Origin of the sequence: Arthrobacter sp. Y81 (genome assembly GCF_002929335.1) — a bacterium.
Taxonomy (GTDB): domain Bacteria; phylum Actinomycetota; class Actinomycetes; order Actinomycetales; family Micrococcaceae; genus Arthrobacter.
In genome coordinates, this window is record NZ_PJIL01000011.1 from 44,821 (window position 1) to 63,411 (window position 18,591).

20 protein-coding genes are annotated in these 18,591 nt (G+C 67.0%); 8 read left to right on the plus strand and 12 right to left on the minus strand.

The window, feature by feature from the left end:
- Nucleotides 1–108: 108 nt before the first annotated feature.
- Entirely contained in the window at nt 109–915 is an 807-nt protein-coding gene (locus tag CXQ91_RS15190) for a TetR/AcrR family transcriptional regulator (RefSeq protein ID WP_146072349.1), read from the minus strand.
- A gap of 182 nt (nt 916–1,097) precedes the next feature.
- Here CXQ91_RS15190 and CXQ91_RS15195 point away from each other — a divergent pair, with 182 nt between their 5' ends.
- Nucleotides 1,098–2,027, plus strand: a complete 930-nt coding sequence (locus tag CXQ91_RS15195) for an NAD-dependent epimerase/dehydratase family protein (protein WP_181038905.1) — start codon at nt 1,098–1,100, stop codon at nt 2,025–2,027.
- 22 nt (nt 2,028–2,049) lie between these two features.
- On the opposite strand, the gene CXQ91_RS15200 is transcribed toward CXQ91_RS15195, so the two are convergent.
- Complete coding sequence (locus CXQ91_RS15200) at nt 2,050–4,266, minus strand: efflux RND transporter permease subunit (RefSeq protein ID WP_104174737.1); 2,217 nt, start codon at nt 4,264–4,266, stop codon at nt 2,050–2,052.
- A gap of 164 nt (nt 4,267–4,430) precedes the next feature.
- On the opposite strand from CXQ91_RS15200, the gene CXQ91_RS15205 reads away from it, so the two are divergent.
- Nucleotides 4,431–4,994: a MarR family winged helix-turn-helix transcriptional regulator gene (locus CXQ91_RS15205; RefSeq protein WP_258074015.1), complete on the plus strand. Its 564-nt coding sequence runs from the start codon at nt 4,431–4,433 to the stop codon at nt 4,992–4,994.
- On the opposite strand, the gene CXQ91_RS15210 is transcribed toward CXQ91_RS15205, so the two are convergent.
- The gene (locus CXQ91_RS15210) at nt 4,888–6,174 is read right to left on the minus strand and encodes an APC family permease (RefSeq protein WP_258074016.1); all 1,287 of its coding nucleotides are present in this window, start codon (nt 6,172–6,174) and stop codon (nt 4,888–4,890) included. The two genes, CXQ91_RS15205 and CXQ91_RS15210, sit on opposite strands and share 107 nt — an antisense overlap.
- Nucleotides 6,175–6,302: 128 nt before the next feature.
- Here CXQ91_RS15210 and CXQ91_RS15215 point away from each other — a divergent pair, with 128 nt between their 5' ends.
- The gene (locus CXQ91_RS15215) at nt 6,303–7,118 is read left to right on the plus strand and encodes a class I SAM-dependent methyltransferase (RefSeq protein ID WP_104174740.1); all 816 of its coding nucleotides are present in this window, start codon (nt 6,303–6,305) and stop codon (nt 7,116–7,118) included.
- Nucleotides 7,119–7,160: 42 nt separating this feature from the next.
- Here the strand turns inward: CXQ91_RS15215 and CXQ91_RS15220 are convergent, their stop codons facing one another.
- Nucleotides 7,161–7,685, minus strand: coding sequence for a PKD domain-containing protein (locus tag CXQ91_RS15220; protein ID WP_146072350.1), 525 nt, complete (start codon nt 7,683–7,685; stop codon nt 7,161–7,163).
- A gap of 79 nt (nt 7,686–7,764) precedes the next feature.
- Between CXQ91_RS15220 and CXQ91_RS24515 the strand changes: the two genes are divergently transcribed.
- On the plus strand, nt 7,765–7,965 hold the full coding sequence (locus CXQ91_RS24515; protein WP_146072351.1) for a hypothetical protein: 201 nt from the start codon (nt 7,765–7,767) through the stop codon (nt 7,963–7,965).
- A gap of 161 nt (nt 7,966–8,126) precedes the next feature.
- The gene (locus CXQ91_RS15225; RefSeq protein ID WP_104174742.1) at nt 8,127–8,750 is read left to right on the plus strand and encodes a LysE family transporter; all 624 of its coding nucleotides are present in this window, start codon (nt 8,127–8,129) and stop codon (nt 8,748–8,750) included.
- A gap of 101 nt (nt 8,751–8,851) precedes the next feature.
- Here the strand turns inward: CXQ91_RS15225 and CXQ91_RS15230 are convergent, their stop codons facing one another.
- The 6 genes from CXQ91_RS15230 to CXQ91_RS15255 all read right to left on the minus strand — a co-directional run bounded on the left by CXQ91_RS15230 (nt 8,852) and on the right by CXQ91_RS15255 (nt 15,537).
- Nucleotides 8,852–10,423 carry a long-chain fatty acid--CoA ligase gene (locus tag CXQ91_RS15230; protein WP_104174743.1) on the minus strand — a complete coding sequence of 524 codons (1,572 nt, stop codon included), beginning with the start codon at nt 10,421–10,423 and terminating at the stop codon, nt 8,852–8,854.
- Between the two features lie 42 nt (nt 10,424–10,465).
- Complete coding sequence (locus CXQ91_RS15235) at nt 10,466–11,830, minus strand: MFS transporter (protein ID WP_104174744.1); 1,365 nt, start codon at nt 11,828–11,830, stop codon at nt 10,466–10,468.
- 70 nt (nt 11,831–11,900) lie between these two features.
- Nucleotides 11,901–12,356, minus strand: coding sequence for a MaoC family dehydratase (locus CXQ91_RS15240; protein ID WP_104174745.1), 456 nt, complete (start codon nt 12,354–12,356; stop codon nt 11,901–11,903).
- A 103-nt stretch (nt 12,357–12,459) separates the two neighbouring features.
- Nucleotides 12,460–13,677, minus strand: a complete 1,218-nt coding sequence (locus CXQ91_RS15245) for an acyl-CoA dehydrogenase family protein (RefSeq protein WP_104174746.1) — start codon at nt 13,675–13,677, stop codon at nt 12,460–12,462.
- Between the two features lies 1 nt (nt 13,678).
- Entirely contained in the window at nt 13,679–14,572 is an 894-nt protein-coding gene (locus CXQ91_RS15250; protein ID WP_104174747.1) for an amidohydrolase family protein, read from the minus strand.
- Nucleotides 14,573–14,574: 2 nt separating this feature from the next.
- Entirely contained in the window at nt 14,575–15,537 is a 963-nt protein-coding gene (locus CXQ91_RS15255; RefSeq protein WP_104174748.1) for an SDR family NAD(P)-dependent oxidoreductase, read from the minus strand.
- A 125-nt stretch (nt 15,538–15,662) separates the two neighbouring features.
- On the opposite strand from CXQ91_RS15255, the gene CXQ91_RS15260 reads away from it, so the two are divergent.
- The gene (locus tag CXQ91_RS15260; protein ID WP_181038906.1) at nt 15,663–16,148 is read left to right on the plus strand and encodes a MarR family winged helix-turn-helix transcriptional regulator; all 486 of its coding nucleotides are present in this window, start codon (nt 15,663–15,665) and stop codon (nt 16,146–16,148) included.
- 240 nt (nt 16,149–16,388) lie between these two features.
- Here the strand turns inward: CXQ91_RS15260 and CXQ91_RS15265 are convergent, their stop codons facing one another.
- The gene (locus tag CXQ91_RS15265; RefSeq protein WP_258074020.1) at nt 16,389–16,661 is read right to left on the minus strand and encodes a hypothetical protein; all 273 of its coding nucleotides are present in this window, start codon (nt 16,659–16,661) and stop codon (nt 16,389–16,391) included.
- A 213-nt stretch (nt 16,662–16,874) separates the two neighbouring features.
- Between CXQ91_RS15265 and CXQ91_RS15270 the strand changes: the two genes are divergently transcribed.
- A complete protein-coding gene (locus tag CXQ91_RS15270) occupies nt 16,875–17,471 on the plus strand; it encodes a dihydrofolate reductase family protein (RefSeq protein WP_104174750.1) in 597 nt (198 codons plus the stop codon).
- A 55-nt stretch (nt 17,472–17,526) separates the two neighbouring features.
- Nucleotides 17,527–18,045, plus strand: coding sequence for a putative immunity protein (locus tag CXQ91_RS15275; protein WP_104174751.1), 519 nt, complete (start codon nt 17,527–17,529; stop codon nt 18,043–18,045).
- Between the two features lie 36 nt (nt 18,046–18,081).
- On the opposite strand, the gene CXQ91_RS15280 is transcribed toward CXQ91_RS15275, so the two are convergent.
- Nucleotides 18,082–18,561: a GNAT family N-acetyltransferase gene (locus tag CXQ91_RS15280; RefSeq protein WP_104174837.1), complete on the minus strand. Its 480-nt coding sequence runs from the start codon at nt 18,559–18,561 to the stop codon at nt 18,082–18,084.
- Between the last annotated feature and the right edge of the window lie 30 nt (nt 18,562–18,591).

The following is an 18,591-nucleotide window of genomic DNA, read 5'->3' on the forward strand; positions in this document are numbered from 1 at the left end:
CCGTGGGCTGGACCACACTTTACATCGTTGTAGAAGCGCAGACAAGACTTTATTGTTAGCGTTCACAATTGGTACGAAACCGCTGGTCCTTGCGGCCACATTGGCCCCCTAGCCGAGCCCGGCCAGTCCGCCCAGCACCCGGAGATGATGTTCAAAAAGCGCGTCCGGGGCCGAGAAGGTGCCTGCTCCGTACTGCCCGAAGACTTCGAAGCTGACGGCTCCGAAAAGCGACGTCCACGCCAGTGCCCCGCGCGCCAGCAGGTCATCGGGCATGGCCAGGCCGAACTCCTCCCGGATGGCGAGCAGGTCTGGCGCGAGGAGGCCGGGAACCACAGGAACCCCACCTGCGGGCGCCCCGTCAGCCGGCGCCGCCTCGGCGCCCAGCGCGCCTGCCCGCCAGGCGGCGTCGAAGATGGCCATCAGGCTAAAGATCACCCGGGTCCCCGGTCCGGTAGTGCGCTCAGCCGGGGCCCGGTATCCCGGTACCGGGCTGCCGAAAAGCAGAGCATAGCGGGCGGGCTCGCGGACGGCCCAGCCGCGGACGGCGCGGCCCAGCGCCTGAAAACGCCCCATGAAGTCCGCTTCCGCCACGCGGCCGACGGCGGCATCCACCTCGTCACCGAGCTCGCCGTAGGCGTCGATCAGCAGAAGTGTCAGCAGTTCGTCCCGGTTTTCCACGTACCGGTACACCGCGGAAGAGACAACACCAAGGTCACGGGCCACGGCCCGGAGCGACAGCGCGGCGGCGCCGTGGACGGCCAGGTGCTCCCGGCCCAGCCGGACGATATCGGCGATGGTCTGCGCCCTGGCGCGCTCCCGCGGCGTGCGGGGCGCCGGTGCGATGGCTTCGCCGGCGGCCGCGCCGGCCGAGCGGGGATGGCCGGGTGCGGGGGCGGAGGAATCAGGGACTGGCATGCGTCCAGCATTCCACGTATCAGAGCACTGTCAACAATTGAGAGCAGTGCTCTTGACATGCCGGCCCTCCAGGAGCATCCTTGTTTCGAGAGCACTGCTCTCTTGAGCGAGAGCAGGCTGGCGGGCCAACCGCAGACTGCCCGATGAAGAGCAGAATGACATTCCAGAGGAAAGAGAAGCCAATGCCCGAAATGTATGTGGTCACCGGCGCCGGTCCCGTTGGCTGGACCGTCGCGGAGCAACTTGCCGGCCAAGGCAAACGGGTGCGGATCCTGACCCGTTCCGGCAGCGGTCCCGAGCACCCCCTCATCGACAGGATGTCCGTGGACGTTTCCAGCCCCGGGCTGCTTGGCGAGGCTTTTGACGGGGCGGCGGCCGTGTTCCACTGCATCCACGGCTCCGCCTACGCAGCGGAAGCGTGGCGAAAGGAACTCCCGCAAGCCGAGGAGGCCGTACTGGCGGCGGCAGGTAAGGCGGGCGCCGTCGTCGTATTTCCTGAAAGCCTGTATTCCTACAGCCAGCCGGATGCCGTCATGGCTGAAGGCAGCCCCCGGGAGGCGCAGGGCGGCAAGCGCGGTGTGCGCACCGAACTACTGAAGGCACGTGCAGCCTCCCCCACGAACACCGTGAGCGTCGTGGCGGGCGACTTCTTCGGTCCGCGGGTGCGGACCTCCCACGCCGGCGAACGCATCGTGCCGGCGGTGCTGGCCGGAAAGCGGCTGCTGGTGATCGGCAGCGCGGACCAGCCCCACTCCTTCACGTACATACCGGACCTTGCCGCAGCCATGATCCGGGCGGCGCAGACGCCGGGGCTGTGGAACCGGGTGTGGCATGCCCCCACAGGCCCGGCCCTCACCCAGCGACAGCTCGCCTTCGCCTTCGCGGAAGCCGGCGGCGTGGCTGCCCCCAAAGTTGGCGCCATCCCCGGCTGGCTGCTGCGGATAATCGGTGTGTTCGCCCCCGGAATGCGGGAGGTTGCCGAGATGCTCTACCAGTTCGAGCGGCCGTTCGTGATGGACTCCCGGGTGAGCGAAGCCAGCCTGGGCCTGCATCCGACTCCCCTGCCGGAGGCAGCGGCTGCCACGGTGGACTGGTGGCGGGCGCAGGATTGAGGCTCCGGACGGTCGGCCGTGCCTAGCGGCGGCCGGCGGCCTCCGGTTCGGGTTCCTGGGTGCCGGCGTCCAGCTGTACCGCCTTATCCGGCTCCGGCCCGCTGAGCTTGCCGGGCCACCAGATCCGACGGCCCAGGTCATAGGACAGGGCCGGGACCAGCAGCGAGCGCACCAAAACAGTGTCCAGCAGGACACCGAACGCGACGATGAAGGCGAGCTGGACCAGGAACATGATGGGGATGACGCCCAGCGCCGCAAACGTTGCGGCGAGCACCACGCCCGCGGAGGTAATGACGCCGCCCGTCACGCCGAGGCCCCGCAGGATTCCCGGCCTGGTGCCGTGCTTGAGGGACTCCTCGCGGACCCGGCTCATCAGGAAGATGTTGTAGTCCACGCCCAGCGCCACCAGGAACACAAAGCCGAACAGCGGCACCGTGGCGTCGGCGCCCGGGAACCCGAAGATGTTGTTGAACACCAGGGCGGACACGCCCATGGCGGCGGCGTAGGAAAGAACCACCGAGGCCACCAGCAGGACCGGGGCCAGCACCGAGCGCAGCAGCAGCATCAGGATCACCAGGATGACGGCGAGCACCACGGGGATGATGGTCACCAGGTCCCGCTGGGCCGTGGTGTTGGTGTCCAGCGCCGTGGCCGTCACGCCGCCCACCAAGGCGCCGTCGTCGACCGCTTTGACGTTCTCGCGCAGCTTCACCACAACGTTCTCGGCGTCACCGGAGTCCGCCGCATAGTTCAGGGTCGCGTTGATCAGCACCTTGCCGTCCCGGACGCCGGGCGCCGTGGGTGCGCCAGGCGCGGCCTGCGAACCGCTGATGATGGGGACGCCGCCGTCCGCCAGCAGGTAGGCGTCGCCGACGCCGTCCGTCGCCTTGGTTTCCTCCAGCACATCCTCCGCCTTCGCCGCGTCAGCGACGATCACCACGGGGCTGCCGGAGCCGGCGTCGAAATGGCGCGCCAGGGCGTCCTGGCCGTCCACCGCGTTGGACGCCGTCAGGATGACGTCGGTCTGCGGCACACCGTTGGCCTTGAGCTGCAGGATGCCGCCGGAAGCCACCAGGAGCAGCAGCACGGAGGCCACCCAGACGGTCCGGGGCTGGCGGGAGACCAGCGAGCCGGTGGCGCGCCACAGCCCCTTCTGGCCTTCGAGGCCGGTGACCAGCTGCGGTTCACGCTCGGTTTCGGGCACCAGTTTGGGGCGGAACGGCCAGAAGGCGGCACGGCCCAGCAATGCCATCAGGGCCGGAAGCAGCGTGAGGGCCGCGAAGAGCGAACACAGGATGCCGGCGGCCGCCACCGGGCCCAGCGCCTTGTTGGAGTTGAGGTCGGAGAACAGCAGGCACAGCAGGGCGATGATCACCGTGGCGCCGGAGGCCAGGATGGGTTCAAAGGAGGCCTTCCAGGCAGTTAGGACTGCGGCGGTGCGGTTGGAGGTGTGAGTCAGCGCCTCCCGGAACCTGGCCACGTACAGCAGCGCGTAGTCCGTCGCGGCACCGATGACCAGGATGGAGAGGATGCCTTGGCTTTGGCCGCTTAGCTGGATCCAGCCGAGCTTGGCCATGCCGAACACCAGCAGGATGGCCGCACACAGCGCGAACACCGAGGTGAAAAGCACCGCGATGGGCAGGAGCAGGGAACGGTAGACGATCAGCAGGATGATGAACACGGCGGCAAGGGCAACGAGCAGCAGGATGCCGTCGATGCCCGCGAAGGCGCTCACCAGATCCGCGGTCAGCCCCGCGGGACCCGTAACGAACGTCTGCATTCCCTCCGGAGCCGAAGCCTGCACCTCATCGCGAAGCTCCTGGACGATCTCCTTGACCTCGCCCGAGGAAGATATAGGTACAACAAACTGGACCGCCTTGCCGTCCTCCGACGGGATGGGGCCGACGACCGCGCTGCCTGCCTGCACTTCCTCGAGCTTGCCCTTGAGGACGGCGGCCTCGCCCAGCTGCGCAGGAGTGAAGGCGGAACCGCTTTCGACGACGATGACGGCCGGGATCTCATCCGAGTCCCTGAACTTTGCCTGCCAGTCCTGGGCCTCCGTGGCTTCCGCACCTGAGGGCAGGAACGCAGCCTGGTCGTTGGACGACACTTCGTCGAGCCGGCCGAAGGTGGGGCCGCCGACGCCGGCGATAGCCAGCCAGGTGATTACCAGCAACACGGGGACCAGCCAGCGGAGCCAGAACGGAACGCGCGCAGCGCCGGGATGTCTCTGTTTCATGTGTCCTTCTGGTGTTTGCCTCGGCCGGGTAGAATCAACTCCACAATAGACTATCTCTATCATAGAGATAAGTGAAGGCCGGAAATCGTGCCGGACGGGCTTTGAGTGAGAGAATCTTCGCTAGGCCGGAGCATTTGCGAAGCCACTGCAGAAGGAGGGTCGCCGTGTCAGAAGAGTCATCCGAACGGCCCGAACCGGCTGCACCCCAGGGCCTTGTCCGGCTGCTGCAGGAGTTCACCCTTGAGGCCAACCGGTATGTGGACTCCGCCGGTGCGCGCAATGACATGCACCGCACGGACCTCAACGCCCTGGCCGTGATCATGCGGCACACGGCCAAGGACCAGATCGTCACCCCCGGCGTGCTCCGGAAGGAACTGAACCTCAGCTCGCCGGCCACCACGGCGCTGATCGACCGGCTTTACGGCTCGGGACACGTGGTGCGCGAACGCCAGGGAGCCGACCGCAGGCAGGTCCAGCTTCGCATGACACCCAAGGCCTACCGCGACGGCGGCGCCATGTTCCTGCCGCTCGCCCGCCACATGGGCGCCGCCATGGCGGAGTTCACCGCGGCGGAGCTGGACGTCGCCGCCCGCTTCATGGAATCCATGATCGGGGCGACTATCAGCGCAGCACAGGAAGCGGCCGCGCAGGAACCCGCAGGAACCGCGCCCCCGACCACACCGCAGCCGCGGCCAGTAGCGCCGGAACCGCCAGCGCCCAGCCGCTGAACAGCAGGATCAGCAGCATCACCCCCGCAGCGACGATAACGCCATACCAGGCCGGCGTTCCGGGCCGCAGCAGCCGGGTGCCCGCCGCGAGGCCGAAGGCCGTCACGGCTGTGAAGCACGCCGAGGCAGCGCCGATCTGGAACTGCATGCTGGCCAGCCCGGCGACCGCCGCCCCGAAGGACAGGAATGTCATCCCGGCCAGGACAGCGAGGCTCACGGAAGGCACCTCGCCCGGCCCGCCGCCGCGCGCCATCGCCGGCGGCAGCACGCCGTCGGCCGCCAGCCGGGCACCGAGCCGGCTCGCGCCGGCGATGAATGTGTTGAGCGGGCCGAACGTCAGCACAGCCGCGGCAACCGCGGTCAGCGGGGCCGCCAGCGGCCCCAGCCCCTTTTCGAGCAGGTCGGCGACCGGCACCGGGCTTCCGGGCAGGGCCGGGCCCAGCACGGCCACCGAGGCTGCCACGACGCCGATGTACACCACCCCAACGACGACGAGCGTCAGCCACGTGGCGCGCTTGAGGTCTCGGCCGGGATCCCGGAACTCGGCCGCCAGGTGCGTCACCGCCTCCCATCCCGCGAAGCAGAAGAACAGCAGGCTCGCCACTCCGCCCACTGCCCAGTAGCCCTGCGGCGCGAAGGGCTGGAAGTTCTCCGCTTTGGCAAAGGGTGCGGCCACGGCAACGGCGAGCGCCAGCAGCGCCACGAGCAGGACCATCAGCACCAGCTGGAGGCGGCTGGACAGCTTGATTCCGACGGCGTTGCTCGCGAATCCGGCCGCCAGCAGCAGCGCCGCGGCCACCAGCGCGGTCCCGTGTCCGCCGCCCAGCGCATTGGCGATGTAGTTGCCGCCGATCACCGCGGTGGCGGGCGCGCCGAACGGGATGGCGAAGTAGAACAGGTAGCCGGCCACCACGGAGGCGCGGCGCCCGAAGGCCCTGGTGACAAAGTGGGCGATCCCGCCGGCGTCGGGCTCCTGGCGGCTCATCTCAGCGAAACTGAAGGCGACGGGCGTGCAGAACACCAGCAGGGCGGCCCATGCGAGCAGCGAGGCCGGGCCCGCTTCCCGGGCGGCGATGGCCGGGAGCACCAGGATGCCCGATCCGAGGATTGCTCCCACGTAGATGCCTGTTGCCCTGAACAGCCCGAGCCCTGCCGGATTGCTGGATTTGTTGTTTCCCACTCCTCCAATCTTCCGCAGAACGTCGGGCCGCAGAAGCGGGGAAACTGACGACGAGGCACCATAAACTGCCTGTTTTCGTTCCGCCCGGCTGCCGCGCATTTTCCCCCACGGCGCTGTAGCGTTTCCTTATGAGTGCGCAGCAGCCTGAAGATGTGTACACGCATGGCCACCACGAGTCAGTGGTCCGTGCCCATGCCTCGCGGACCGCCGAGAATTCAGCCGCGTTCGTCATCCCCTACCTCACACCGGGGGCGTCCGTGCTGGACGTCGGCTGCGGACCGGGCAGCATCACCTGCGATTTCGCCGGCCTGGTGGCGCCGGGGCACGTGACCGGGCTGGACCGCTCCCCGGATGTGATCGCCCACGCCACCGCCCTTGCCTCCGAGCGCGGGGTGGAGAATGTCGAGTTCCTGGCCGGCAACATCTATGACCTCGACTTCGAGGACGAAACGTTCGACGTCGTCCACGCCCACCAGGTGCTCCAGCACCTGACGGATCCCGTCGAGGCCCTGCGCGAGATGCGCCGGGTGGCAAAACCGGGCGGCATTGTGGCAGTGCGGGACGCCGATTTCCACGGGATGAGCTGGTACCCCGCCATCCCGGAACTGGACGAGTGGATGGAGCTCTACCAGCGCATTGCCCGGCGCAACGGCGCGGAGCCCGATGCCGGCCGCCGGCTGGTCTCCTGGGCGCAGGCCGCAGGGTTCACCGACGTGGCACCCACCAGCAGCAACTGGCTGTATGCCACCGGCCAGCAGCGCCGATGGCAGGCCCGGGTCTGGGGCGAGCGTGTGCTGCACTCGGCATTCGCGGACCAGGCCCTGGAATACGGCTTCGCCAACGCGGCGGACCTGGCCCGGATCTCGGCGGGATGGCACCGCTGGGGCTCCACGGACGACGGCTGGTTCCTGATCCCCAACGGCGAAATCATCGCGCGGGCCTAGTTTCATCGGCTCGATCCGGGACCCGGCTTCCGGCGGACCGGGCTAGCCTTCCCGTGCGGGAAGCGTCACGCTCGCGGACTCTCCTATTCCCATGCCGGCGGTGAACCCGACGACCCCGATTTCGACCGCCCTGCCCCGGTGGACATCCGTCATGGACGCAGTCCGCTCGTTGCCCTCCACCATCCCGGCCGGAATGCCGTCCACGGTCAGGCCCCAGCGGTAGGGTTCATCCGTTCCGCTCGGCTCCCATGAAATTTGGACGGTGCTCACGTCTCCGGCGTCCGCAGTGACTACAACGGTGACGTTGAGGGGCGCCGCCGGCAGCCCGTCCCTGGGTCCCCGTCCGATGTGCACGGCGGCGGACGCCGTCGACGACCCTCCCGTGAAGAAGGTGATCCTGACTTCCGCGGTTCCTTCAAACGCTTGATTGAACGTATGCGCCGCCACCGGAACCGGACCGACCTCGTCAATCACGCCGTCGCCGTCAAAGTCCCATTCGTATCGCGCAGCACTGACCCCCGCCGGCAAGGACGGGGAGACGTCGAAGGTGATCTTCTGGCCTGGCATGGCGTAATAGTCAGGGTGGCGGAACGCCGCCTGAGGGAGTGGTGCAGCGGGCTCAGAGTCCGCCGCGGCCCCTTTGTTCATGATGTCCGTAATCGGACCCTGGGTGGCGGCCGGACCCCGGGCCGGGCTGGAGGAGGCCGCTGTCGTTTGCTCCTCCGGGCTCTGCCTGGACGCTGCATCAGGAAGCGCGCAGGAGGCCGCCGCCATCAGGACCGCTCCTGCGAAAATGGTTCCGACAATCCTGTTCATCGACTCCCCCAAGTCATGGGCGGCACCATAGCGAAGCAGCCTTGTGCCGCTGCACCCGGGAAACCGAGGGCGGCTGAATGAATCGTAGCTTCGCACGGCCCGTATGTCTGTAGCGGAGACCATCGTCTGCAGCCGCGGACGGCTCCAGTAGCGAGAGAATTACCCCACGCATCCCGCCCCTAAACTGGATTGGTGCAATCCTCCCTTTGGCTGGCCCTGGCCGGCGCCGGCGTCCTGATCAGCTTCACTCCCGGGGCCGGTGCCATCAACACCATGAGCAACTCGCTGAATTCGGGATTCCGGCGGTCCATCTGGGGAATCCTGGGCCAGCAGGCTGCACTGGTGGTCCACGTGCTGATCGTGGCATTGGGCGTGGGCGTCCTGGTGGCCAGCTCCCCCGTGGCATTCAACGTGATCCGGTATGCAGGGGCCGCCTATCTGGTCTACCTTGGCATCCGGCAGTTCCTGCACAAGCCCGACCTGGACCAGGAGAAAGCGGCCGAACTCCGCAACGAACCGGCCCCCTCCATGTTCCGCCGCGGCCTGTGGGTCAATCTGCTGAACCCCAAAGCCATCATCTTTTTCCTGGCCTTCATGCCGCAGTTCATCCGGCCGGAACAGCCGCTGCTGCCCCAGTATTTGGTCCTGACTGCCACCGTGGTGATCATCGACATCCTGGTCATGTGGTTCTTCTTCGCCGCCGCGGCCAAATCGTTCCAGCGGTTCACGCACAACGCGCGCGGGCAGAAGATCCTGAACCGGACGTTCGGCGTGCTGTTCGTGGCCGTCGGGATCATGCTCGCCCTGATCCACTAGCAGCAGGGTTACAAAAGCGGGGCCGCAACTGTCCGTTCGCGCTTTAAGACCAGACGGCCCGAACCCGGATCCATGCCAGGATCCGGGTTCGGGCTGTTTGGTTACGGCTGCAACTGTCCGTTCGCGGGCGTGAGCTTCCTCAGGTCCGCTTTCCGGATCTTGCCGCTCGCGGTCCTGGGCATCTCGTCCACGAACACCACCGACTTGGGGATCTTGTAGCGGGCCAGGCGGCCGTCCAGGTGTGCCCGCAGCTGCTCTTCGCTCAGCTGCGCCCCGTCCCGCAGGAGCACCACGGCCCGCGGCACTTCGCCCCACTTTTCGTCCGGCACACCGATTACCGCCACACTGCCGACGGCGTCGAGCTCCGTGATGGCCTGCTCCACCTCGGCCGGATAGATGTTCTCGCCGCCGGAGATGATCATGTCCTTGAGCCGGTCCGAGATGAAGACGAAGCCGCCGTCATCCTTGTAGCCCATGTCGCCGGACTTGAACCAGCCGTCCCCGGTGTAGGAGTCGGCGGTCGAGTCGGGCCGGTTCCAGTATTCGTGGATGACGTTGGGGCCCTTGATCTGGATCTCACCCACCGTGCCCGGTTCCGCGGAGCCTTCATCCGGATCAGCCAGGTCGGTTATCCGGACGTCCGTGAAGAAGTGCGGCAGTCCGGATGATCCGGCCTTGTCCCGGGACCGTGCCGCCGGCAGCGTGGTGGCACCCGGTGCCGTCTCAGTCATCCCGTAGCCGTTCGAGAACCGCAGCCCGCGCTTCTCGTAGGCATCCAGGACGCGCAACGGCACGGCGGACCCGCCGCAGGTCAGCTTGTTCAGGGAGCTGAGATCCGTGGCGTCCCAGGCGGGATGTTCGCAGAGCATCTGGTAGGTGGTGGGCACCCCGCTGATGGTGGTGGCCCGGTGCCGTTCGATGAGTTGCAGGGTCCGGAGGGGATCGAATTTGGGCTCCAGGACCACGGTGCCGCCCTTCAGCAACGTGGGCAGGACGCCCATGTCCAGGGACGCCACATGGAACATCGGGGAGATCATCAGGGCAACGTCCGTGGAGGCGAAGTCGAAATCGACAATCACGTTGATGCAGTTCCAGGTGATGTTGCCGTGCGTCAGCAGGGCGCCCTTGGGATGCCCGGTGGTTCCCGAGGTGTAGAGGATCATGGCGCCGTCGTCCAGGCCCACCGGCTCGTCCGGGGCTACCTCGGCGCCGGACGCGACGACGTCCTCATAGTCCTCTGCCGCCGTCGTGCCTTCCTCCCGGGTGTCACCGGGGGAACGGTCGACGGCGATCCGCCGGCGCACCGCGGTCCCTGCACCGCCGCGGACCGCCAGTTCCGACAGGCTATCCGCGTGCACCAGCAGGACGGCATCGCAGTCCTGCAGCTGGAACTGGATTTCGGGCGGGGCCAGCCGTGTATTGAGCGGGACGAAGATGGCGCCCAGGGTGCCGCAGGCGAAGAGTGTCTCCAGGAAGGACGGATCATTCTCCCCGAGGTAGGCCACCCGGTCCCCGCGGCCCACGCCGCGGTCCCGGAAGGCGTTGGCGAGCCGGGCGGAGCGTTCGGCCAGCTGCTCGTAGCTGAGCTCCCGGTCCCCGGCGATGATTGCTGTCTTGTTGCCCGACTTCGGGCGGCGCCGTTGCAGCCACGAGCCGATGCCAAAATTTTCCACGGCAAATCCTTTCTAATTAGACGGTAGTCCTTGGCGGCCGGATCAGGGCCGGACAGTCTCGAGATCGTTGTTCTTGGGTTCCCGGGTCAGCAGGATGAAGACGATCGAGACCACCGACATGATGGCCAGGTACCAGACCACGGAACCGGTGTTCTGGCCGGAATCCTTGAAGATCTGCGCCACGATGCCGGGCGTGAACCCTGCACCGAGCAGCGTTGCCAGCTGGTAGCCCAGCGATGCGCCCGTGTAGCGGGACGTGGTGCCGAACTGTTCGGAGACGAAGGCCGCCAGCGGGCCGAACAGTGTGGAGTGGATCATCAGGCCCACGGCGAACGCCACGAAGATCAGCATGATGTTGTTGGAGGACAGCAGCTGGAACATCGGCACGAGGTAGGCGATGAACAGCACGAGCCCGCCCACCATCACCGGCCGCCGGCCCAGCTTGTCCGAGAGCCTGCCGCCCAGGACCACAAAAACGATGGAGACCAGGGAGGCTGCGGCGTAGGCGTAGAGCACGCCCTGGCGGTCGGCGCCCTTGGAGACGGCGAACGTCACCGCGAAGGTTGCCAGCACCACCTGCAGGGCGAACCCCGCGGCTCCGGCCAGCATGGTGAAGACCAGCGTCTTGGGGCGGCGGAGCACCTGGAGGAGGGGAATCTCACGGCGGGCCGGGGCAGCGCCGCCGGTCCCTGGTGTCCCTTCGGCCTGCTCCCGCTGCTCCTGCTCCAGCGCGGCCTTGAAGATGGGGCTCTCGGAGACCTTGAGGCGGACAAACATGCCCACGCCCAGCAGCACGAAGGAGAGGAGGAACGGCACGCGCCAGCCCCAGGCGAGGAACTGGTCGTTCGGCAGTGAAGAGAACGCTCCCATGATGAACGTGCCCAGCACGGCGCCCGTCGGCGCACCGGCGTTTACGAACGACGCCGCAAAGCCCCGCCGTCCGGACTCCGAATGTTCCAGCGCCATCAGGGCGGCTCCGCCCCATTCGCCGCCGACGGCGATGCCTTGGAAGACGCGGAGGATTACCAGCATGACGGCGCCCCACGGACCTGCCACGGATGCACCCGGGACCAGGCCGATCAGGGTGGAGGCCACGCCCATGACCAGCATGGACACGATGAGCATTCCCTTGCGGCCCAGCCTGTCACCGAAGTGGCCGAAGATGATGCCGCCGAGCGGGCGTGCCACGTAGCCGGCGGCGAAGGTGCCGTAGGCGGCCACGACGCCTACCCAGTCGTCCATTCCGGAGAAGAAGACCTTGGGGAAGACTACCGCGGCGGCCGTGGCGTAGAGGAGGAAGTCGTAGTACTCGATGGTGCTGCCCAGATAGCTGGAGGCGATGACCGTGCGCGCTTCCTTGCGGCGTTCGGCAGTACCCATGGCTTGGAGCTGAGTGAGTCCGGACATGGCTGTTCCTTAGGACAGAGGGACAAAACGGGATTGGTTACTTGTGGGAGCGGTGGACCTTTGAAGCGGACTACTTGTAGAAGCGGGCGAGGAATTCGGCCACGACGGCGGGACGTTCCTGGCCTTCAATCTGGATGGTGTTGGCAACCTTGATCTGGGCGCCGCCCTTGACCTCGGTGACTTCGGCTATGGTGGCCTGCATGCGGATCCGCGAGCCCACCTTCACCGGCGAGGTGAAACGGACCTTGTCCAGGCCGTAGTTCACCTTGGTGGTGACGCCGTCGACGTCGAACAGCTCGCCCCAGAACGGGATGATGAGCGAGAGCGTGAGGAAGCCGTGGGCGATCGGGGCGCCGAACGGACCGTCCTTGGCGCGTTCCGGGTCCACGTGGATCCACTGGTCATCGCCGGTGGCGTCGGCGAATTTGTTGATCTGTTCCTGGGTGATTTCGCGGTATTCGGTCACGCCGAGGTCGGTTCCGGCGAGCGTGAGCAGTTTGTCGAAGTCGACGACGAGATTGGGCATCTTTGCCTCCTGTTGTGGGTTTTTGGAGTTGCGGAAGTACGACGGCGGTGCGGTGCTGCCGCCGTCGGGGTTCAGTTGTGGTTCGGTTTCAGTCAGTGCTGCGTCAGCGGGCGAAGGCGCTTTCGCCGGTGAGGGCGCGGCCCACGATGAGGGCGTTGATTTCGTGGGTGCCTTCGTAGGAGTAGACGGCTTCGGCGTCGGCGTGGAACCTGGCGACGTCGGCTTCGAGGGTGATGCCGTTGCCGCCCACCACTTCGCGGGCCAGGGCCACGGTTTCGCGCATCAGCAGGGATGTCTGCATTTTTGCCAGGGCGGAGTCCTGGTCGCGGTAGATGCCCTTGGCCTGCTGTTCGGTGAGCCGGACCACCAGGGACAGGGAGGCCGTGACGTTGCCGAGCATCCGGGCGAGTTTTTCCTGGACCAGCTGGAAGGATCCCAGCGGGCGGCCGAACTGCCGGCGTTCCGTGACGTACCGCAGGGCGGCTTCGAACGCGCCGGCCTGGATGCCGGTGGCGATCCAGGCGACGTCCGATCGCATGGCCCGGAGCATCGCGGCCACGTCCTTGAAGGAGTTCACGTTGTGCAGGCGCCTGGACTCGGGAACCCGGACGCCGCCGAGGGTGATGTGGGCGTTCTGCATCATCCTCAGTGCTGTCTTGCCGTGGATCTTCTCCAGCGTCACGCCGTCCGCCTGCCGGTCAACCAGGAAGGCCTTGACCTGCCCGTCGGCCACGTCGCGGGCGAACACCGCGAGCACGTCGGCCGTGGCGGCTCCCCCGATCCAGCGCTTGGCGCCGTCCAGGATCCAGGAGTCCCCCTCGCGGCGGGCGCTGGTGGAGAGCCCGCCGGCGATGTCCGAACCAGAGTCAGGTTCGGTGAGCGAGAAGACGCCTTTGAGCGAGAAGTCGATGACCTTCGGCATCCATTCGGCCTGCTGCTCCGACGAAGCGCCCACGCGGATGGCTGTCCGAAACAGCCCGGCCTGCGCGGTGTACCAGGTGGCCAGCGACGCGTCGGTGCGGGCCAGCTCGAAAATCCGGAAGCCCTGGTAGATGCCTCTGGCCGCCCCGCGGTCCGGACCCGCTCCTGTGAGGTCACCGGGCTCCATCAGGTCCAGGTCGATCAGCGGCTGCGCGAGCTGGGTGGGGAACTCGCCCCGCTCCCAGTACTCGGCAAGCAGGGGCTTCGCCTCCCGGTCCAGGAAGCTCCGCAGCCGTCCCAGCACGCGGCGTTCCGCCTCGGTGAGGAGGGACTCGGCGTCGTAATAGTCGCAGACGCCGTAGAGGCGGGCCGCCGCCACGGTCTCCGTATCGAGGCTCATCTCAGCCGTCCAGTCCGAGCAGGCGCACGGCGTTGTGCTTGAGGATTTTCGGCCGGACCTCGTCCTTGAGCGGAAGGTCCGCGAACGCGGCCAGCCATTTCTGCGGCGTGATGAGCGGGAAATCCGTGCCGAACAGGACTTTGTCCTGCAGCACGGAATTGGACATCCGCACCAGCGACTCCGGGAAGTACTTGGGCGACCAGCCGGAGAGGTCGATGAACACGTTGGCCTTGTGCGTGGCGATGGAGTTGGCCTCGTCCTGCCACGGCACGGAGGGGTGCGCCATGATGATCTGCAGTTCCGGGAAATCCGCTGCCACGGCGTCGAGCAGGAGCGGGTTGGAGTAGGCCAGCTTGATGCCGTACCCGCCCGGAAGACCGGCGCCCATGCCGTTCTGGCCGGTGTGGAAGATGGCCGGCAGGCCCAGCTCCTGAAGCGTCTCCCACAGCGGATAGAACTGTTCATCGGAGGGGTCGAAGCCCTGCAGGCTGGGGTGGAACTTGAAGCCGCGGGCGCCCAGGTCGATGGCCTGGCGTTTGGCCCCCTGGATGGCTTCGGCGCCGGTGCGCGGATCGACGCTGCCGAACGGGATCAGCACGTCGTTGTTCCGGGCCGCGCCTGCGATCAGGTCCTCGATGCTGTTGGGCTCGTGCTTCAGTTGGGTGCGGGCGTCCACGGTGAACACGACGGCGGCCATGTTCAGTTCGCGGTATACCTCGGCAATGCGGTCCAGCGACGGGGTGCGGTCCTCGGACTTGAAGTACTTGGCGGAAGCCTCGGTGAGGGCCGGCGGCAAGGACTCGTGGCCGTGGCCGTCCACTTCGAGGTGGACGTGCATGTCGATCGCGTAGAGCTTCGAGGCGTCAATGCCGAGCTCGTAGCGGGCAGCAGCCATGGCTAGCCGACCTTCGCAGGCAGTGGCTGGTTCTGCGCAGGACGTGCTTCCGGCTGCAGTTCTTCGGGCAGCGGGAGGAATTCCTCGCCCACGGACTGCAGCTTGCCGCCGAAGAGCGGGCCGAAGTTCGCCACGAGGTCCTTGTAGCGCCAGCCACCCTCGCGGTATTCGGTGGCCGCGGCCTCGGGGTGGGTCCAGAGCTGCAGCCGGTCGCCGCCGGCGCCGATGGCCTGGCCCGTGATACCGGCCGCCTCATCGGAGGCGAGGAAGGCAACCAGTCCGGAGACGTCGTCGGCCGTTCCGAAACCGAGCCCGTGGCGGAAGAAGGCCGGCATGGACTCGCCGCGCTCGTCTGCTTCCACGGCTTTTTGGAAGTAGGGGACGGTCTTGGTCATGGCCGTGGCGGCCACCGGGATGACGGCGTTGGCGGTCACGCCGGCCTTCTTCATTTCCAGCGCCCAGGTGCGGACCATACCCACGATGCCGGCCTTGGCGGCGGCGTAGTTGGTCTGGCCGAAGTTTCCGCGCTGCCCGGTGGGCGAGCCGATGGTGATGATCCGGCCGGCGATGCCGTTCTCCTTGAAGTAGGCGAACGCTTCCCGGACGCACGTGAAGGTGCCGCGGAGGTGGACGTTGATGACGGCGTCAAAGTCCTCGTCGGTCATCTTCAGCAGGCTCTTGTCCCGCAGGATGCCCGCGTTGGTGACCAGGATGTCCAGGCGGCCGAACTCCGTGACGGCTGCCTGCACCAGCTGTTTGGCAACCTCCGTATTTCCGACGGGAGCAACGACGGCGGCGGCCTTCCCGCCGTCGGCCTCGATGGTCCGGACTGCTTCCGCAGCCACCTCGGCGTCGACGTCGTTGATGACGACGGCGGCACCCTGGCGGGCGAGTTCCCGGGCGTAGGCCAGGCCCAGGCCCCGACCGCTTCCGGTGACGATTGCTACTTTGCCTGACAGGCTCATGGCTGCTCCTTTGCTAGCTGACCTTGTGCATCCCGGCCGTCGGCATGGGATGCTGTTCTGTATCCATGAAAATATGGATAGTTGAAAATGTCAACGATTTATTTTGAGGATTATTGGAGTTGGCCATGACGATCGAGACACAGGGCGGTCAGCGGACCGGACAGGGGCACAAGCTTGTGGCCGCGTCCATCAGCCAGGACCTGGGCTTCCTGCTGGCCAAGCTGCATGCCGCGGGGTCCGTGCTGAACAACAGGGCATTGGCCGAGTTCGACCTCAAAGAACGTTCCTACTCGGTCCTGATCCTGGCAAACAGCGGACTGGAGCCGACGCAGCGCGAAATGGCGGACTTCCTCAGCCTGGATCCCAGCCAGATTGTGGCCCTGGTGGATGAGCTGGAAAAGCGCGGGCTTGTGGTGAGGGCGCCCGGCAAGCAGGACCGCCGCGCGAAGACCGTAACGGCCACCGCCAAGGGAGGAAAGCTGCTCGATGAGGCCGGCGAGGCTGCCCGAAGGGCTGAAGCGGAAGTGCTCGACGGCCTGGCGGCGGAGGAATCGGCCCAGCTCAAGGCCCTGCTCCGCAAGGCACTGTGGGGTGCCGGCCCGCCTGAATGAGGCCGCTAACCCGGAACCGGAATACCGGCGTCGCAGTCTGCAACGCACGGCATTCCGCGGGCGTGAGGAACCACCACCGGGAGTCCCGCTCTGGACAAAAAGCGCGCCGGTCGGAAGGGCCGACGGCGACTGGGGACAGCCCGGGTCTCAGCGGGCTTTTTCGCCGCCGGCCCCATAACAATTTTAGGAGATTCCACCCCGCCGCGGGCGAGTGGACGCTACCCGTTTTCTCCGGTTCGCTTAGGCGGACTCGGTTCCGCCCACGCGCCCCTCGGCACGGGCGGAACGGCGGTTCCGGAGCCAGCGGCGGAGGAGGTCAACCATGGCCAGAAGTCCTGCCAGGGGCGAAAGAACCGCTGCGGCGTAGACGAAGAGCAGCCACGTGAGCGTGGCGATGGGGGGCTGGTTGGTGCTGAGGAGTGACAGGCCGCCGAAGAGGGCCACCGTCCAAAAAATCACAACGCCGAAGAGCACCGCCGCAGCAGGGAAATACTCGTTCGTCACAACGGTCATCACAGTATTCAATGCTCTTCCTCCTGACTGGTTTGGCGCCGGAAATCACCGCGTCAATCTCAGTATGGGGGCAGCGAAACCCGGAACCCGGCAGGACGCAGAAACCGTGACGAAAATAACCTCGGCCCCGCTTTCCGCGGTGGTCTCCGTCCCCGCGATAACTACTGGACGCTCAGCCGGTCCTGGACCGCCGAGTGGTGGCATGATGGGCGCATGAGCCGAGTCACGTGCGATCTGACCGTCTCCCTCGACGGATTCCTCGCCGGCCCGAACCAAAGCCTGGCGGAGCCCCTGGGCGAGGGCGGAGAGCTCCTGCACAGGTGGATGTTCGAAGAACCCGAGGCCAACGCCGCCGCGATAGAAGGCATCCTCGCGGCGGGTGCGTACATCATGGGACGGAACATGTTCGCAGGGCCCGGACCCGGGACGTGGGACGCGGACTGGCGAGGATGGTGGGGTGAGGAGCCGCCATATCACGCACCGGTGTTCGTCCTTACGCACCAGGCACGCGAGCCCCTGGAGATGCAGGGCGGCACCACGTTCAACTTCGTGTCCGATGGGATCGAATCGGCGCTGGCCCGGGCCCGGGAGGCCGCCGGCAGCAAGGACGTGGCCATTGCCGGCGGAGCACAGACTGTCCAGCAATACCTCTCGGCAGGGCTGATCGACGAGCTGCGGCTCCACACTTCGCCCATGATCCTGGGAGGGGGCGAAAGGCTGCTCGACGACGTGGGGAACCTCAAGCTTGAGCCGACGGAAGTGAGCGGTACCAGCCTCGTCACCCACGTGCGCTATCGGGTGATCCACTAAAAAGCTGGCGCTCAAGGCCCCCCTTCCGTTGGGCGATGCACCATAGGATGGGACTGTGCCGATCCTCCCGAAAGAGCGTGACCCCCGGCTGATCACCATCCGTCGTGGGGGAACCCTGACGGACGAACACCACCGGCTGTTGGCTGACTGGGCCCTCGTGTGCGCCGAGCACGTGCTGCATCTGTTCGAGGAGCATCAGCCAGGTGACAGCCGGCCACGCGACGCCATCGATGTCGGTCGGGCCTGGATCCGCGGCGAGGTCCCAATGGGTGACGCGCACCGAGCGGCTTTCCAGGCGAATGCCGCGGCGCGCGGGCTGCCCGACCCAGCGAAGTTCGCTGCACTGTCGGCGGGCCAGGCGGTTGCGGTGGCTCACGTCGCCGCCCATGACCTGGGTGCTGCTGCGTACGCCATCCGGGCGGCCGGTGCAGGTGTCCCAGCCGACGAGGCAGCGCAGGCCAGGGCCAGGGAACGTCAGTGGCAGCGGGGTCACCTCCCTGCCGCCGTCCGTGAACTCGTTCTCGACGATCAACAACGGCGGAGCGCCATCTGCTGGCATGTCTTCGACGACTGATCCGAAGCCTGCCGCCCATCGCCATAACCTGCGCGACTATGAGGGAGAGCTCGAGTCCGAGGCACGCCCGGAGGGGATCCGCACCATGCGGATCACTCGCACGCCGTCCTCCACGTTCATGGTCCCGTCCGCCACGAACCCGTGCTTGCGATAGAACGCCTGCGCCCGAGGATTCGGATCAGCGACCCAGAGCGCTGCCGAATCGTTCGGGCCGATGACGGCATCCAGGAGGACGGCCCCCGTACCGGCCCCATGCTCAGCCGCAACGACGTACAACACGTAGAGCTGCGTGCCCCACTGCGCCTCGGAGCTCTGCGCGGGCCCCGCCATCGCGATCCCGATCACGTCGCCGTCGCGCTCGGCCAGAGCGACGCGGTTCGCGCGGTAGCGCTGATCGCTGAGCATGGCAGTCCAGAACCGTTCCCGGGCGGCCGGCAACGCCGGGTCGTCAAGGACGTGATCCGCCATCAGCCCCCGGTACGTCTCACGCCACGACCGAACATTCACGCGCGCCATCTCGGCAGCGTCCTCGACGCGCGCCTGACG

Bases quoted from the DNA above. Each gene is read 5' to 3' on its own strand.
- CXQ91_RS15190 (WP_146072349.1), bottom strand. From the start codon at position 915: ATGCCAGTCCCTGATTCCTCCGCCCCCGCACCCGGCCATCCCCGCTCG.
- CXQ91_RS15195 (WP_181038905.1), top strand. From the start codon at position 1,098: ATGCCCGAAATGTATGTGGTCACCGGCGCCGGTCCCGTTGGCTGGACC.
- CXQ91_RS15200 (WP_104174737.1), bottom strand. From the start codon at position 4,266: ATGAAACAGAGACATCCCGGCGCTGCGCGCGTTCCGTTCTGGCTCCGC.
- CXQ91_RS15215 (WP_104174740.1), top strand. From the start codon at position 6,303: ATGAGTGCGCAGCAGCCTGAAGATGTGTACACGCATGGCCACCACGAG.
- CXQ91_RS15220 (WP_146072350.1), bottom strand. From the start codon at position 7,685: ATGCCAGGCCAGAAGATCACCTTCGACGTCTCCCCGTCCTTGCCGGCG.
- CXQ91_RS24515 (WP_146072351.1), top strand. From the start codon at position 7,765: ATGATGTCCGTAATCGGACCCTGGGTGGCGGCCGGACCCCGGGCCGGG.
- CXQ91_RS15235 (WP_104174744.1), bottom strand. From the start codon at position 11,830: ATGTCCGGACTCACTCAGCTCCAAGCCATGGGTACTGCCGAACGCCGC.
- CXQ91_RS15240 (WP_104174745.1), bottom strand. From the start codon at position 12,356: ATGCCCAATCTCGTCGTCGACTTCGACAAACTGCTCACGCTCGCCGGA.
- CXQ91_RS15245 (WP_104174746.1), bottom strand. From the start codon at position 13,677: ATGAGCCTCGATACGGAGACCGTGGCGGCGGCCCGCCTCTACGGCGTC.
- CXQ91_RS15250 (WP_104174747.1), bottom strand. From the start codon at position 14,572: ATGGCTGCTGCCCGCTACGAGCTCGGCATTGACGCCTCGAAGCTCTAC.
- CXQ91_RS15255 (WP_104174748.1), bottom strand. From the start codon at position 15,537: ATGAGCCTGTCAGGCAAAGTAGCAATCGTCACCGGAAGCGGTCGGGGC.
- CXQ91_RS15260 (WP_181038906.1), top strand. From the start codon at position 15,663: ATGACGATCGAGACACAGGGCGGTCAGCGGACCGGACAGGGGCACAAG.
- CXQ91_RS15265 (WP_258074020.1), bottom strand. From the start codon at position 16,661: ATGACCGTTGTGACGAACGAGTATTTCCCTGCTGCGGCGGTGCTCTTC.
- CXQ91_RS15270 (WP_104174750.1), top strand. From the start codon at position 16,875: ATGAGCCGAGTCACGTGCGATCTGACCGTCTCCCTCGACGGATTCCTC.
- CXQ91_RS15280 (WP_104174837.1), bottom strand. From the start codon at position 18,561: ATGGCGCGCGTGAATGTTCGGTCGTGGCGTGAGACGTACCGGGGGCTG.